The sequence below is a fragment of the Sulfitobacter sp. W027 genome (assembly GCF_025143985.1).
GTDB lineage: Bacteria > Pseudomonadota > Alphaproteobacteria > Rhodobacterales > Rhodobacteraceae > Sulfitobacter.
In genome coordinates this window covers 1777031-1790504 of sequence record NZ_CP083564.1, presented here as the reverse complement: position 1 = coordinate 1790504, position 13474 = coordinate 1777031, and the positions used below count along the sequence as shown (strand labels likewise).

The following is a 13474-nucleotide window of genomic DNA, read 5'->3' as shown; positions in this document are numbered from 1 at the left end:
TCACCCAAGACAGGAGAGCCCGCGATGCAGACCGTCCGTGAGATCGCCAGTGCCATCGTCGCCCGTGAGGGCGGCTTTGTGAATGATCCCGATGACCCCGGCGGGGCGACCAACTTTGGCGTGACGATCCATACCATGCGCCGGTTAGGGCTGGATCTGACCGGCGATGGGGCGGTCGATGCGGCGGATGTGCGCCGCCTCAGCCGTGCGCAGGCGGTTGATATCTTCGTCAGACATTACTTCAACGCCCCGCGTATCGCGGAATTACCCGCGCCTTTGCAACCGAGCGTCTTTGACATGTATGTCAACGCAGGCAGCAACGCGGTGAAGATCCTGCAAAGCCTGCTTCGTAAGATGGACCAAGACATCGCGGTTGACGGTGCCATCGGCCCTCAGACAATCCGTGCGGCCCATGCCGCGTGGCGCGACGCGCCCGATCATCTGGTCGACGCTTATGGGATCGCGCGGCGCAACTACTACTTCCGTCTGGCCGACCGCCGCCCCGCAAGCCGGAAATATGCGCGCAGTCGGGCAGGCGGCAAGGGCGGCTGGATCCGCCGGGCCGAGGAATTCATAACGCCGCAATATCACATGACCGATGCGGCCTTTGCAGAGCGGGTGGCACAATGGGGCTGATCGAACGCATCTTCACGACTGTCTTCGGCGGTGAGCGCAATGTCATCCGCGACACGGTCGAAGTATTCCGCGAGAATGCCGAGGCCGGGGCGCAGCGCGCCCATGCGGTGCAGGGCCAAGCGATGGCGCAATACGGGGCGGAGTTTGCCCATCCGCGCACGGGCGGCTTTGACCGTTTCATGGATGGGCTGAACCGCCTGCCGCGCCCGATGCTGGCCTTGGGCACCTTGGGACTGTTCGTCACTGCAATGGTTAACCCGCTTTGGTTTGCCGAACGGATGCAGGGCATCGCATTGGTGCCAGAGCCGCTGTGGTGGCTGTTGGGGGTGATCGTCTCTTTCTATTTCGGCGCCCGGCAACAGGTGAAATCGCAGGAGTTTCAGCGCGCGATAGTGGGCACCATCGCACGGGTGCCGCAGGTGGTCGAGAATATCGAGACGCTGCGCAGGTTGCGCGCCGATAGCCCGCGCGTGGCCGACACCGGTGCCGACAGTCGTCTGGCCCTTGCTGTGGTAGAACCGTCGGACAATGCGGCCCTAGACGCATGGCGCCGCAGCCGCGCCTGACTGCGACCGATTGACCGTTTCCAACGTTTGATTTGCCATGGCTTAGGGGACTTAGGCCCCCTATAGTCCGACCCATGATTACAGAGCTTGGACATTTCGCGCTGGTGCTCGCCTTTGGCGTGGCCTTGGTACAGATGGTGGTGCCGATGTGGGGCGCTTGGCGGGGCCGCGCGGGCTGGATGGCGGTGGCCGAACCGGCGGCGGCGGCGCAGTTTATCCTGATTGCACTGTCTTTTGGCGCGTTGATGTGGGCCTTCATCACCTCGGATTTCAGCCTGCAATTGGTGGTGGCCAACAGCCATTCCGCCAAGCCGATGCTCTATAAAATCAGCGGTACATGGGGCAACCACGAAGGCTCTATGTTGCTTTGGGTGCTGATCGTGGCGCTCTTCGGGGCGATGGCTGCGTGGTTTGGCGGCAATCTGCCGCCGCGGTTGCGCGCGCGGGTGCTGTCGGTGCAGGCGGCGATTGGCGTGGCCTTTCTGGCTTTTATCCTCTTCACCTCCAACCCGTTCCTGCGCATGGGCACGCCGCCCTTTGACGGCCAAGACCTGAACCCGCTGCTGCAAGACCCGGGCTTAGCCTTTCATCCACCATTCCTCTATCTCGGCTATGTTGGCCTCAGCATGGCGTTCAGCTTTGCCGTGGCAGCGCTGATCGAAGGGCGCGTTGATGCGGCTTGGGGTCGCTGGGTGCGGCCTTGGACGCTGGCGGCTTGGGTCTTTCTGACCATCGGCATCGCGCTTGGGTCTTGGTGGGCCTATTACGAACTGGGTTGGGGCGGTTTCTGGTTCTGGGACCCGGTCGAGAACGCCAGCTTCATGCCGTGGCTCTTGGCAGCGGCGCTGTTGCATTCAGCGATCGTGGTGGAAAAGCGTGAGAGCCTGAAAAGCTGGACCATCCTGCTCGCCATTCTCGCGTTCGGCTTTTCGCTGATCGGTACCTTCATCGTGCGTTCCGGCCTGCTGACCTCTGTCCATGCCTTTGCCAACGACCCCGAGCGCGGGGTGTTTATTCTGGCCATTCTGGGTTTCTTCACCGGAGGGGCGCTGGTGCTTTATTCCCTGCGTGCGTCGGCGCTTGAGGCTAAGGGCGTCTTTGGCCTGCTCAGCCGCGAGACCGCCTTGGTGGTCAATAACCTGCTGCTGGCGGTGGCCTGTTTCGTGGTCTTTGTCGGCACCATGTGGCCGCTGGTGGCCGAGATGTTCCTTGATCGCAAACTCAGCGTCGGGCCGCCGTTCTTTAACGCTGCGTTTACACCATTCATGGTAGCGCTTGGTTTGATCCTGCCGATTGGCAGCGCCATGCCGTGGAAACGGGCCAAGATCCTCCGCGCGCTTTATCCGCTGCGCTATGTCTTTCTGCTGGCGCTGGCGCTCGGCGGGCTGGCTTTTGCGATGCAGTCCGGGCGCGGGCTGCTGGGGCCTGTGGGCATGTTCCTTGGGGCATGGCTGGTGATGGGCACCGTGGTGGACCTCATGCAGCGTCTGGGACGCGGTCCGGGCAAGTTGCGCCGTTTGCGCCGCCTGCCGCGGGCCGATTGGGGCAAGGCCACGGCGCATGGCGGGCTGGGCATCACCATGGCGGGGATTGCCGGGCTGATGGCTTGGGCCGTGGATGATATCCGCGTGGCCCGGATTGATGAACCTTTTGACGTGGGCAGCTATACGCTGACCCTACATAGTGTGAGCGAGGAACGGGGGCCGAACTACCTGACCACCATCGCAGAGCTTTCGCTGGCCCAAGACGGCGCGCAGATCGCCACGCTGCGCCCCGAGAAGCGGTTCTACCCCGTGGCGCAGATGCCCACGACGGAAGCGGCGATCGACTACAACCTCGCGCGGGATGTCTACGTGGTGATCGGGGACGCGCAGGACGGCGGCGGTTGGGCGGTGCGGACCTATATCAAGCCGATGACCAATTGGATTTGGATCGGCTGCGCTTTGATGGCGATCGGCGGGGTGCTGAGCCTGAGTGACCGGCGCTTCCGCGTCGCGGCTGGGGCACGAAAGCAGACTGTAGGAGTGCCCGCAGAATGAAACGGCTGCTGCTGATCCTGACGCTTCTCGCCAGTCCCCTCTGGGCGGTGCAGCCCGATGAGGTATTGGATGATCCTGCCCTAGAAGCCCGCGCGCGGGAATTGAGCCAAGGGCTGCGCTGCCTCGTCTGCCGCAATGAGAGCATTGATGAGAGCAACGCGAGCCTTGCCCGTGACCTGCGGTTGCTTCTGCGCGAGCGGTTGGTGGCCGGAGATAGCAACGAAGAAGCAGTGGATTTCATCGTTTCACGCTACGGTGAATACGTCCTGCTGAGCCCCCGCGCCACCGGGGCCAATTGGCTGCTTTGGGGGGCGGGGCCGCTGATGCTCTTGCTGGCCGGGGGGCTGGGCGTGGTCTATCTGCGCGGTCGTGCGCGCAGCAAAGCGGTAGGCGAAGTGCCGCTCTCGCCGGAAGAAGAAACTCGCCTGCGCGACATTCTCGACGGCTGACGCCCGGTTGCACTGGCCGTGGCAGCTTGCTTTGCTATGCTGCGGTTAAGCAATCGAGGATACCCAGATGGACTATGAAACGATCACCTATGCGCTGACCGACGGCGTCGCGCTGATCACGCTGAGCCGCGCTGATAAAATGAACGCGCTTACCACTCAGATGCGGGCCGAACTGACTCATGCAGTGACAGAAGCCGGGCGTGAAGCGCGGGTTGTGGTCCTCACCGGTGCTGGAAGGGCCTTCTGCTCGGGTCAGGATCTCGCCGACCGCGCTGGTGGCGTGGCCGATCTGGAAAAGACCCTACGCGAAGAATATGCACCGCTCTTACGTGCCATCGTCAATTGCCCGGTGCCGACGATTGCCGCTGTGAATGGGCCGGCAGCCGGGGCGGGGGCGAATATCGCGCTGGCCGCCGATGTCGTCTTTGCCTGCGAAAGCGCGTATTTCATGCAGGCCTTCACCCGCATTGGTTTGATGCCCGACGCGGGCGGCACCTATGCCCTGCCGCGTCAGATGGGCATGGCCAAAGCAATGGGTGCCGCGCTCTTCGCCGATAAGATCAGCGCGCGTCAAGCCGATGACTGGGGCATGATCTGGCAGGCGGTGCCGGATGCGGAGTTCGACGCACATTGGCGGGCCAAGGCGGCGCAACTGGCCGCCGGGCCCACTGCGGCCTATGCGGAAGCGAAACAGGCGATCCGAGCGTCATGGGACAATGGTCTCGAAGATCAGCTGTCGCTTGAGACCGAGGCACAGGGGCGTTGCGGCAAATCGCACGACTTTGCCGAAGGGGTCACGGCCTTCACGCAAAAACGCAGCCCGAAGTTTCAGGGCCGCTAAGCGCTAGCACAGGCGCTCAACCAGCAGCACATCATCTGCCGAAGGCGCCGGGCCGCTGGCCCGCGCCACCACTGCCACGGCGACCCCATCGGCCAAGACCGTGTGGACCGAGCGTGAAACCTGCGCAATGGTGATCCTTGGCGGGGTCTGGCCCTTGTCATAGACCACGGCGATCTGATCGCAGTCATGCAACGTGTCGGGCACCAACGCGCCTTGGGGGCCGGGCATATCTCTGGCCTTTGCAGGAGTCAGCCCTGTGGCGCAGTCCCACTGAAGCCCTTTGGTCCGATCTGATGCGGTCATTGCGCGTTCCTTCGTCTCGGCCATGCTGCGAGGCAGCTTAAAGTCTTCAACTAATGGAGCGGAATCTTACCGGACTGCGAAAGGGACGTCCCCCCAAGGCAGTGCCGCGCTATGCCTTTCCCACCCCGAAAAGACATCTTGCCTACACGCTAACGTTGATCGGGGAATCCCGTCAAGCGCGGGGCAGGCATTGTCATGCAGCGCGAAACAGTGCCGTAATTTGGCCGTATTTCTTGGCTGGGTGTTTCGAAACTGGCAAAACGCTTGGAAACATTCACTCATTTTCAGGAGCATTGGAACCGGTCTGTTGAAAAGCTCACGGTTGCCCGATTCGGTAGGGATCTGCGGGCCGTGTAGGTGGCGACCCCATTGTTGCCCTAGGGTTAACAACGCCCCCGGATACCGCTCGGTCAAAATGCGAAACGCCCCGGAAATCCGGGGCGTTCGCGTTGTCTTTTAACAGTCGGTTCAGCGGTTCTCGATATCGACGTAGTCGCGCTTGTCTTCACCGAGGTACAGCTGACGCGGACGGCCAATTTTAAGCTGTGGATCGCTGATCTGTTCTTTCCACTGCGAAATCCAGCCCACGGTCCGCGCAAGCGCGAAGATCGGGGTGAACATCGAGGTGGGGAAGCCCATCGCTTCGAGGATGATGCCCGAGTAGAAATCGACATTCGGGAAGAGCTTCTTCTCCGCGAAATACGGATCCTCCAGCGCCTGTTTTTCGAGTTCCTTGGCAACCTGAAGGATCGGGTTGTTCTCGACCCCCATAAGCTCCAGCACTTCGTCGGCGCTTTCTTTCATCACAGTCGCGCGTGGGTCGTGGTTCTTATAGACGCGGTGGCCAAAGCCCATCAGGCGGAACGGATCGTTCTTGTCCTTGGCGCGGGCGATGAACTCAGGAATGCGGTCAGGCGTGCCGATTTCCTTGAGCATTTCAAGGCAGGCTTGGTTCGCACCGCCGTGTGCGGGACCCCAGAGGCAGGCGATGCCAGCGGCGATACAGGCAAACGGGTTCGCACCCGAGGACGACGCCAGACGCACCGTGGAAGTCGAGGCGTTCTGCTCGTGATCCGCGTGGAGGGTAAAGATCCGGTCCATGGCGCGGCTAAGGATCGGGTTCACCTCATGATCTTCGGCGGGCACGGCAAAGCACATGCGCAGGAAGTTCGACGCATAGTCCAGATCATTGCGCGGATAGATGAAGGGCTGGCCGATGGTGTATTTATAGGCCATCGCCGCAATGGTCGGCATTTTGGCGATCAGGCGGATCGTAGCGACCTCGCGCTGGTGTTCGTCATTGATGTCGGTGCTGTCGTGATAGAAGGCCGACATCGCACCGACCACGCCTACCATGATTGCCATCGGATGCGCATCACGACGGAAACCGCGGAAGAAGTTCATCATCTGTTCGTGCAGCATGGTGTGGTTGGTCACCAAGCACTCGAATTCTTCCAGCGCTTTGGGGCCGGGCAGCTCACCGTAGAGCAACAGATAACATACTTCGAGGTAATGCGACTTCGACGCAAGTTGCTCGATCGGATAGCCCCGGTGCAGCAGAACGCCTTTGTCACCGTCGATGAAAGTGATGGTGCTGTCGCAGGCCGCTGTTGAGGTAAAGCCCGGGTCATAGGTAAAGACACCCGCCTGCGCATAGAGCTTGCGAATGTCGAGCACATCAGGCCCGTCGGTGGGGCTGTGGATCGGCAGATCGTAGCTCTTGTCGTCGATCGTCAGCGTTGCGGTTTTATTGTTATTGGTCATGAAATCCCTTCCCGAATGTAGGCTGCGGAGATGTGCCCCGCCGTCTGGGCCTAGCCCCAAATGAGGCTGTCCCGTTCAGTTATACCTGCCGCCCAAAGAAGTGGTGAACCAAAACTTAGGCCGCGGCGTCTGTCAGTCGGGCAAGGGTTTCATCGCGCCCCAGCACCAACATCATGTCAAAAACCGATGGGGTGACTGCCCTGCCAGCCAAAGCCGCCCGAAGGGGCCCCGCCAGCTTGCCAAATTTGGTGTCATGCGCGGCAGCAAAGCCGTTCAGTACCTCCTCCAGCGTTTCTTTGTTCCAGCTAGCATTTTGCAATTGCGGCGTCAATTCCGACAGTATGCCACGGGATACCGTATCAAGATTCTTTGCGGCCTTCTCATCCGGAGTGATCGGGCGTTCCGCGAGAACAAAATACGCTTTTTCAAGAAGTTCTGGGAATGTCTTCGCGCGATCTTTGAGGCAATACATGGCCTGCTCCAAACCCTCGGCTTGGGGTGCCGTAAGGGCAGATAGGCCAGCGGCCTCCAGATAGGCTTCGATTTCGCGCCGCAGCGCGGCATCATCGGCCTGCGCGATATGTTGACCGCAGAGGTTTTCCAGCTTTTTTAGGTCAAACTGCGCGGGGCTTTTGCGTATCCCGTCAAGGTCGAACCACTCCTGCGCCTGTGCATCGGTAAAGAATTCGTCATCCCCATGGCTCCACCCCAGCCGCGCGAGATAGTTGCGCATCCCCGCCGCCGGATAGCCCATCACCTGATATTCCTGCGCCCCCAAAGCGCCGTGACGTTTCGACAGTTTCTTGCCGTCCGCGCCGTGGATCAGCGGGATATGCGCCCAAACCGGCACGTCCCAGCCCATCGCCTCATAGATCATCATCTGGCGGGCGGCATTGTTGAGGTGGTCATCGCCGCGCACCACATGGGTCACGCCCATATCGTGATCGTCCACCACCACGGCGAGCATATAAACCGGTGTACCGTCCGAGCGCAGCAGGATCATATCGTCGAGCTGGTCGTTGCGGATGGTGACATCGCCTTGCACCTGATCGCGGATCACGGTGGTGCCTTCCAATGGGGCCTTGATCCGGATGACGAAAGGTGCGTCAGGATGGCTCGCCGGATCGGCATCGCGCCAAGGGGAGCGATAGAGCGTGCTGCGCCCCTCGGCCTTGGCCGCCTCGCGGAAGGCGGTGATTTCGTCTTGGGTGGCAAAACACTTATAGGCTTTGCCCGCTGCGAGCAGCTCGTTCGCCACTTCGGCGTGGCGCGGGGCATTCTCAAACTGGCTGACGATCTCGCCGTCGTGGTCAAGGCCCAGCCACGCCATGCCTTTGAGAATCGCTTCGGTCGCCTCGGGAGTGGAGCGCGCCCGGTCGGTGTCTTCGATCCGCAGCAGGAATTTGCCCCCCCGGCCACGCGCATAAAGCCAATTAAACAGAGCGGTACGCGCCCCGCCGATGTGCAGGAACCCGGTGGGAGAAGGGGCGAAGCGGGTCACAACAGGGGCGTTCATGGCGGGGGGCCTTTCGGTCAGAGATATGCTGTTCGGAGCGGCGTTTACCGATTGGTAACCATCCCGCTCCTAGGATTTGATGACTGTCTACCCAGTGCGATCCGCGGGGGCAAGCATGGGCCTTTGGAACCAGTTCAGCGCCATGATGCTGCGCCAGCGGGGGCATCTGTTTGGCTGGGTGCCGGTTTGCCTCGCTTTGGGTATCGGCTGGTACTTTTCGCTGGCGGAGGAGCCGTCTTTGTCGCAGCTATGGGGCGTTGCCCTCGCCGTGGCGGGACTTGCGATAGCATCGAGGCTGTTGCCTGAGGTCACGGCACCCTTTGCCGTGGCCATGGCCGTGGTTTTGCTTGGCCTGCTGCTCGCAGCGCTGCGGGCTCACTTAATGGCTGCGCCGGTGCTCGGTTGGCGCTACTACGGCCCGGTCGAAGGGCGCGTCGTGGCCCTCGACCGCAGCCAGTCGGACGCGCCGCGTGTCACGCTTGATCACGTCCGGTTGGACCGAGTGCCGCCCGGGCGCACCCCGGCGCGGGTGCGGGTATCGTTGCATTCGCCACTTCCTGGGGCAATCGCGCCCAGGCCGGGGATGCAGGTGATGACCACGGCGCATCTGTCGCCACCCTCAGGCCCGGTCGAACCGGGTGGCTTCGATTTTCAACGACATGCTTGGTTCGCCGGACTGGGCGCTGTGGGTTACGCCCGTGTCCCGCTGATGGGGATTGCGGAACCTTCTAAAAGGGATTTCGGGCTCACTTTGTTTCAGTTGCGTATGGCCGCCTCAGCCCGCGTGCGCGAACGTCTTCCCGGCGACATCGGCGGGTTCGCCGCGGCCATCACAACAGGTGACCGCAGCGCCATTTCTCAAGATGCGCTCCAGAACCTCCGCAGCAGCAATCTCGCGCATCTATTGGCAATTTCTGGTCTCCATATGGGGCTGCTGAGCGCGGTGGTCTTCGGAGCGGTCCGCCTGATCTTGGCCCTGCATCCTGTAAGCGCAACACGCTGGCCAAGCCGAAGCATCGCCGCGGGGGCCGCCCTCACCGCAGCCACAGGCTACCTTGCGCTGTCCGGCGGCAATGTCGCGACCGAGCGGGCCTATGTCATGTGCGCCGTCGCATTATGCGCGCTGATGATTGGGCGGCGGGCAATCTCATTGCGCGCCGTGGCCGTGGCGGGGATCATCGTGCTGACCCTGCGCCCCGAAGCGCTTATGGGGCCGGGGTTTCAGATGTCATTCGCCGCAACCACGGCGCTTGTCGCGGTCTTCGGCTGGATGCGCGATTTCGAAGGCGAGGTCATCCCGCGTCACCTCCGCCCGGTCGCCGCTGTGGTGATTTCTTCTGCTGTGGCAGGGTTCGCCACTGCGCCGATCTCAGCCGCGCATTTTAACACAATCGCGCATTACGGATTGGTGGCAAACCTGCTGTCGGTCCCATTGATGGGGCTTTTGGTCATCCCCGCCGCCGTCTTGGCCGCAGTCGCTGCGCCCTTTGGATTGGACGGGATACCGCTATGGGCAATGGGGCTGGGGCTGAGATGGATCCTTTTCGTCGCCGACGTGGTATCCCATTGGCCCGGGGCACGCAGCTTCGTTCCGGGGCCAGGGGGCTGGGTGCTCCCCCTGTTGTCGTTGGGGTTCCTATGGTTGATCCTGTGGCAAGGACGCTTACGCTGGCTGGGCTGCCTTGCGATGTCGCTGTCCTTCATACTCTGGCAAGGGACAGTGCGGCCGGAAGTATTGGTCGCAGAAACCGGAACGCTTGTCGGCGTGATGACCCCAACGGGCCGCGCGCTCAGTAAAGAGAAAGGCGCCGGTTTTGTCGCGCGAAACTGGCTTGAGAACGATGGTGACGGTGCCGATCAGGCCAAGGCGGCTCGGCGCTGGCCAGACAATGAAGTAAGCATCATTCATCTTTCAGGAAAACGGGCCGTCGCCGCATTTACCGGCTGTCAGAGCGGAGAAATCGTGATCGCGTCGGCTAAGGTCGAGGCGGCCCGGAACTGGGGCTGCCCTGTTTTCGATCCTGTTCAACTACGGGAAACCGGCGCGCTGGCGCTGCATAGATCACCCCAAGGATGGCAGATCACCACGGCAAAGGACCGCGCCGGCGCACGTTTGTGGAACAGCAGGCCGCCGCGTCAGTAGGTGCGGATCAACCCAACAAGACGCCCCTGAACCTTCACCTTATCCGAAGGCAGCACGCGGGTCTCATAGGCCGCATTCGCCGCCTCCAACGCGACCGAAGACCCCTGTCGGCGGAAACGTTTTAGCGTCGCCTCTTGATCCTCAACCAAGGCGACCACGATATCGCCATTGTCAGCGACCGATGTCTCACGGATCACCACGATATCGCCATCGTTAATGCCAGCCTCAATCATCGAGTCGCCCCGCACCTCAAGCGCGTAATGCTCTCCCTGACCGGCGATCATGCCACCGGGCACAGTGACGCTGTGGGACACTTGCGAGATCGCCTCAATCGGAACACCGGCGGCGATCCGGCCCATGACGGGCACGTCGAAGGCGTGATGAGATGTAATTGGCTGGGCGGTGGCCGGCGGTGGGGTGTCGGGGCGATCCCCGTCAATCACGCGCGGTGCGAAACCGGGTGCACCGCCTAGGCTCTCAGGCAGTTTCACCACTTCAATCGCCCGGGCGCGATGGGCAAGACGGCGGATGAACCCGCGTTCTTCCAACGCCGTAATCAACCGGTGGATGCCTGATTTTGACCGCAGATCGAGCGCCAATTTCATCTCATCAAAGCTGGGCGGGACGCCATCGCGTTGCGCGCGCTGATGAATGAAAGACAGCAAATCGAGTTGTTTTTTGGTCAGCATCGCACGCCCCCTGAAGCTTTTGTTGGTTTTGTTCTAGGGATGTTCTTGTTTTGTGTCAACCGCAGGTAGGCGTTAAATCAAAATGTACTGCTGTATTTCCCCGGCATTTCGTGCCGGATCCTGCGGCGGACGGATCATCAAAGCATCGGCCTGTGCCAGCACAGACAAAAGGGACGAATCCTGTTGATCATCTGGATAAAGCGCACCGTCTCGGAGGTTGGCCCGCATGTAATGCGCGCGCGGCCCGTTTGCGCCGATCTCGCGTCCGAGGGGGGCACTGTGTAGCGGCGCATGCACATTTGAGAGCCCGAGCATTCGACGCAGCATTGGCAGAACGAAGATCGCCCCGCAAACCATTGCCGAGACTGGATTTCCCGGAAGCCCAATCATCGTAGCACCCGCAATCTTCCCAGCCATGAGCGGCTTGCCCGGGCGCATCGCGACCTTATAAAAGGCCTGTTCCATCCCCAATTCCGCAGCAACCGGGGCGATAAGATCATGATCGCCAACTGATGCGCCACCGATCGTGACGATCAGGTCCGCACCATGGGCTAAAGCGAAGGCTTGTTTAAGCGATGCCACGGTGTCACGGGCGATGGGCAGCATCCGGACTTCGGCGCCAGCGTCTTCTAACATCGCGGCAAGCCCGTAACTGTTGGAGGCGATGATCTGGTCCGGGCCGGGGTCTTCGCCGGGCTGCACCAACTCATCGCCGGTGGCAAGGATCGCGATGATCGGTTTGCGGGTGACGGGCACACTTGCGACGTTCATGGCTGCCAACAGCGCCACATCGGCGGGGCGCAGGCGGCGCGGTGCGGTCAGTTCATCGCCAAGCCTAAAATCACCCCCGGCTGGTCTGATATTGTCTTTCTTATCAATTCGATGCCCAAGAGTAATAAGGTCGCCTCTCCGGGTCACGTCCTCTTGGATCACGACGAAATCTGCGCCATCTGGCACCGGCGCGCCGGTGAAAATGCGGACGGCCTGACCGGCGCGAAGCGTGCCTGCGTATCCATGGCCCGCCGCGGCTTCGCCGACGACCTTGAACATCGCATCGGGCTCGACCTCGGCCCGGCGCAGGGCGTAGCCGTCCATGGAGGACGCGGCGAAGGGCGGCTGGTTACGTTGCGCGGTCACGGGGCGCGATAGCACACGGCCATTGACGGCGCGGAGGGGAACGTCTTCGGACTTTAGGGGCGCTACAAGGTTAAGGACCGCGTCCAACGCCTCATCTACGCTGATCATGTCGCCTCGTAACGGCCTGATTTACCGCCATCTTTTAGAATGACCCTTGTGCCGCCGATCTCCATCGCCTTATCCACGGCCTTTGACATATCATAGACGGTGAGTGCAGCGACCGAGGCTGCCGTAAGGGCTTCCATCTCAACCCCGGTTTGGCCCGTGGTTTTGACTGTCGCAACGATACGAATACCAGGGAGGGAGGCATCGGGGGTCAGCTCGACACTAACTTTGGTGATGGGCAGAGGATGGCAAAGGGGAATCAGATCGGCGGTGCGCTTGGCGGCCATAATGCCAGCAAGCCGCGCGACGCCCAGAACGTCACCCTTCTTCGCGCGTCCTTCGGTAATGATATCAAACGTTTCCGACGCCATCTTGATGTAGCTCTCGGCCTTGGCCACGCGGGAGGTCACGGCCTTATCTGAGACATCGACCATATGCGCGTCGCCTTCAGCATCAAAGTGGGTGAGCGCCATCACATACCTCCGGGGACGAGTGGACTCGCCAACAGATCGCGGGTGGCCTGTTCGACATCTTCCTGCCGCATAAGACTTTCGCCAATCAAGAAACAGCGCGCGCCGTAAATCGCCATATCAGCGAGGTCGGCTGGGGTATAGAGGCCAGATTCGCAGACCAGAATCCGATCAGGCGGAACCGCCTCGGACAGTTGACGTGTCACATCAAGAGAGGTCTCGAAGGTATTGAGATTGCGGTTATTAATACCGATCATACGGCTGGTAAGTTTTTCGGCGCGGGCCAGTTCGGCGGCGTCATGCACTTCGATCAACGCATCCATTCCCCAGTCCTGCGCGGCTTGCTCCAACTCGGCGGCCTGCGCATCAGAGACAGAGGCCATGATGATCAGAATGCAATCCGCGCCAAGGCTGCGCGCTTCGGCGACTTGATAGGGGTCGTAAAGGAAATCCTTGCGCAGCACCGGAAGGTCGCAGGCCGCGCGGGCATCGACCAAAAACTCTTTCGCGCCTTGGAAACTCGGCGTGTCGGTCAAAACCGAAAGGCAGGTTGCGCCGCCTGCGGCATAGGCGCGGGCAAGGTCGGCGGGCTCGAAATCTTCTCGGATCAACCCTTTCGACGGGCTGGCTTTCTTGATCTCGGCGATCAGGCCATAGCCCTCGCGGGAGGCTTCGTGCAAGCGCTGCGCAAAGGGGCGCACGGGCGGTGCTGCACGGGCGGCGGCCTCCATGTCGGCCTGCGATTTTTCGGCCTTGGCAGCGGCGATTTCTTCCAGCTTATAGGCTTTGATTTTTTCCAGAATTGTGGCGGTCATG

13 protein-coding genes are annotated in these 13474 nt (G+C 61.4%); 6 read left to right on the top strand and 7 right to left on the bottom strand.

From position 1 onward, the window contains the following. The first annotated feature begins 24 nt into the window (after positions 1-24). The 5 genes from K3759_RS08760 to K3759_RS08740 all read left to right on the top strand — a co-directional run bounded on the left by K3759_RS08760 (position 25) and on the right by K3759_RS08740 (position 4531). Positions 25-636, top strand: a complete 612-nt coding sequence (locus K3759_RS08760; protein ID WP_259981156.1) for a holin-associated N-acetylmuramidase — start codon at positions 25-27, stop codon at positions 634-636. Next, on the top strand, positions 627-1202 hold the full coding sequence (locus K3759_RS08755) for a holin family protein (RefSeq protein WP_259981154.1): 576 nt from the start codon (positions 627-629) through the stop codon (positions 1200-1202). Before K3759_RS08760 ends, K3759_RS08755 begins: the two co-directional genes overlap by 10 nt. A gap of 74 nt (positions 1203-1276) precedes the next feature. Next, positions 1277-3241 carry a heme lyase CcmF/NrfE family subunit gene (locus K3759_RS08750; protein ID WP_259981152.1) on the top strand — a complete coding sequence of 655 codons (1965 nt, stop codon included), beginning with the start codon at positions 1277-1279 and terminating at the stop codon, positions 3239-3241. Beyond that, entirely contained in the window at positions 3238-3690 is a 453-nt protein-coding gene (locus K3759_RS08745; protein WP_259981150.1) for a cytochrome c-type biogenesis protein, read from the top strand. The genes K3759_RS08750 and K3759_RS08745 overlap by 4 nt, the downstream gene beginning before the upstream one ends. Positions 3691-3757: 67 nt before the next feature. After that, complete coding sequence (locus K3759_RS08740) at positions 3758-4531, top strand: enoyl-CoA hydratase-related protein (RefSeq protein ID WP_259981148.1); 774 nt, start codon at positions 3758-3760, stop codon at positions 4529-4531. A gap of 3 nt (positions 4532-4534) precedes the next feature. Here the strand turns inward: K3759_RS08740 and K3759_RS08735 are convergent, their stop codons facing one another. From K3759_RS08735 to gltX, 3 genes are all read right to left on the bottom strand, one after another. Then, positions 4535-4834, bottom strand: a complete 300-nt coding sequence (locus K3759_RS08735; RefSeq protein WP_259981147.1) for a hypothetical protein — start codon at positions 4832-4834, stop codon at positions 4535-4537. 468 nt (positions 4835-5302) lie between these two features. Continuing rightward, positions 5303-6598, bottom strand: coding sequence for a citrate synthase (locus K3759_RS08730; RefSeq protein ID WP_259981145.1), 1296 nt, complete (start codon positions 6596-6598; stop codon positions 5303-5305). A gap of 115 nt (positions 6599-6713) precedes the next feature. Beyond that, on the bottom strand, positions 6714-8114 hold the full coding sequence (gene gltX, locus K3759_RS08725) for a glutamate--tRNA ligase (protein WP_259981143.1): 1401 nt from the start codon (positions 8112-8114) through the stop codon (positions 6714-6716). Between the two features lie 115 nt (positions 8115-8229). On the opposite strand from gltX, the gene K3759_RS08720 reads away from it, so the two are divergent. Next, entirely contained in the window at positions 8230-10257 is a 2028-nt protein-coding gene (locus tag K3759_RS08720; RefSeq protein ID WP_259981140.1) for a ComEC/Rec2 family competence protein, read from the top strand. Here the strand turns inward: K3759_RS08720 and lexA are convergent. From lexA to trpC, 4 genes are all read right to left on the bottom strand, one after another. Next, positions 10251-10946 (bottom strand): transcriptional repressor LexA, encoded by a 696-nt coding sequence (gene lexA, locus K3759_RS08715; RefSeq protein ID WP_259981138.1) that lies wholly within the window; start codon positions 10944-10946, stop codon positions 10251-10253. The genes K3759_RS08720 and lexA overlap by 7 nt on opposite strands. A 72-nt stretch (positions 10947-11018) precedes the next feature. Next, entirely contained in the window at positions 11019-12191 is a 1173-nt protein-coding gene (gene glp, locus K3759_RS08710; protein ID WP_259981136.1) for a gephyrin-like molybdotransferase Glp, read from the bottom strand. Beyond that, positions 12188-12661 carry a cyclic pyranopterin monophosphate synthase MoaC gene (gene moaC / locus K3759_RS08705; RefSeq protein WP_311199005.1) on the bottom strand — a complete coding sequence of 158 codons (474 nt, stop codon included), beginning with the start codon at positions 12659-12661 and terminating at the stop codon, positions 12188-12190. Before moaC ends, glp begins: the two co-directional genes overlap by 4 nt. After that, a complete protein-coding gene (trpC, locus tag K3759_RS08700) occupies positions 12661-13473 on the bottom strand; it encodes an indole-3-glycerol phosphate synthase TrpC (RefSeq protein WP_259981131.1) in 813 nt (270 codons plus the stop codon). The genes moaC and trpC overlap by 1 nt, the downstream gene beginning before the upstream one ends. Position 13474: the final 1 nt, after the last annotated feature.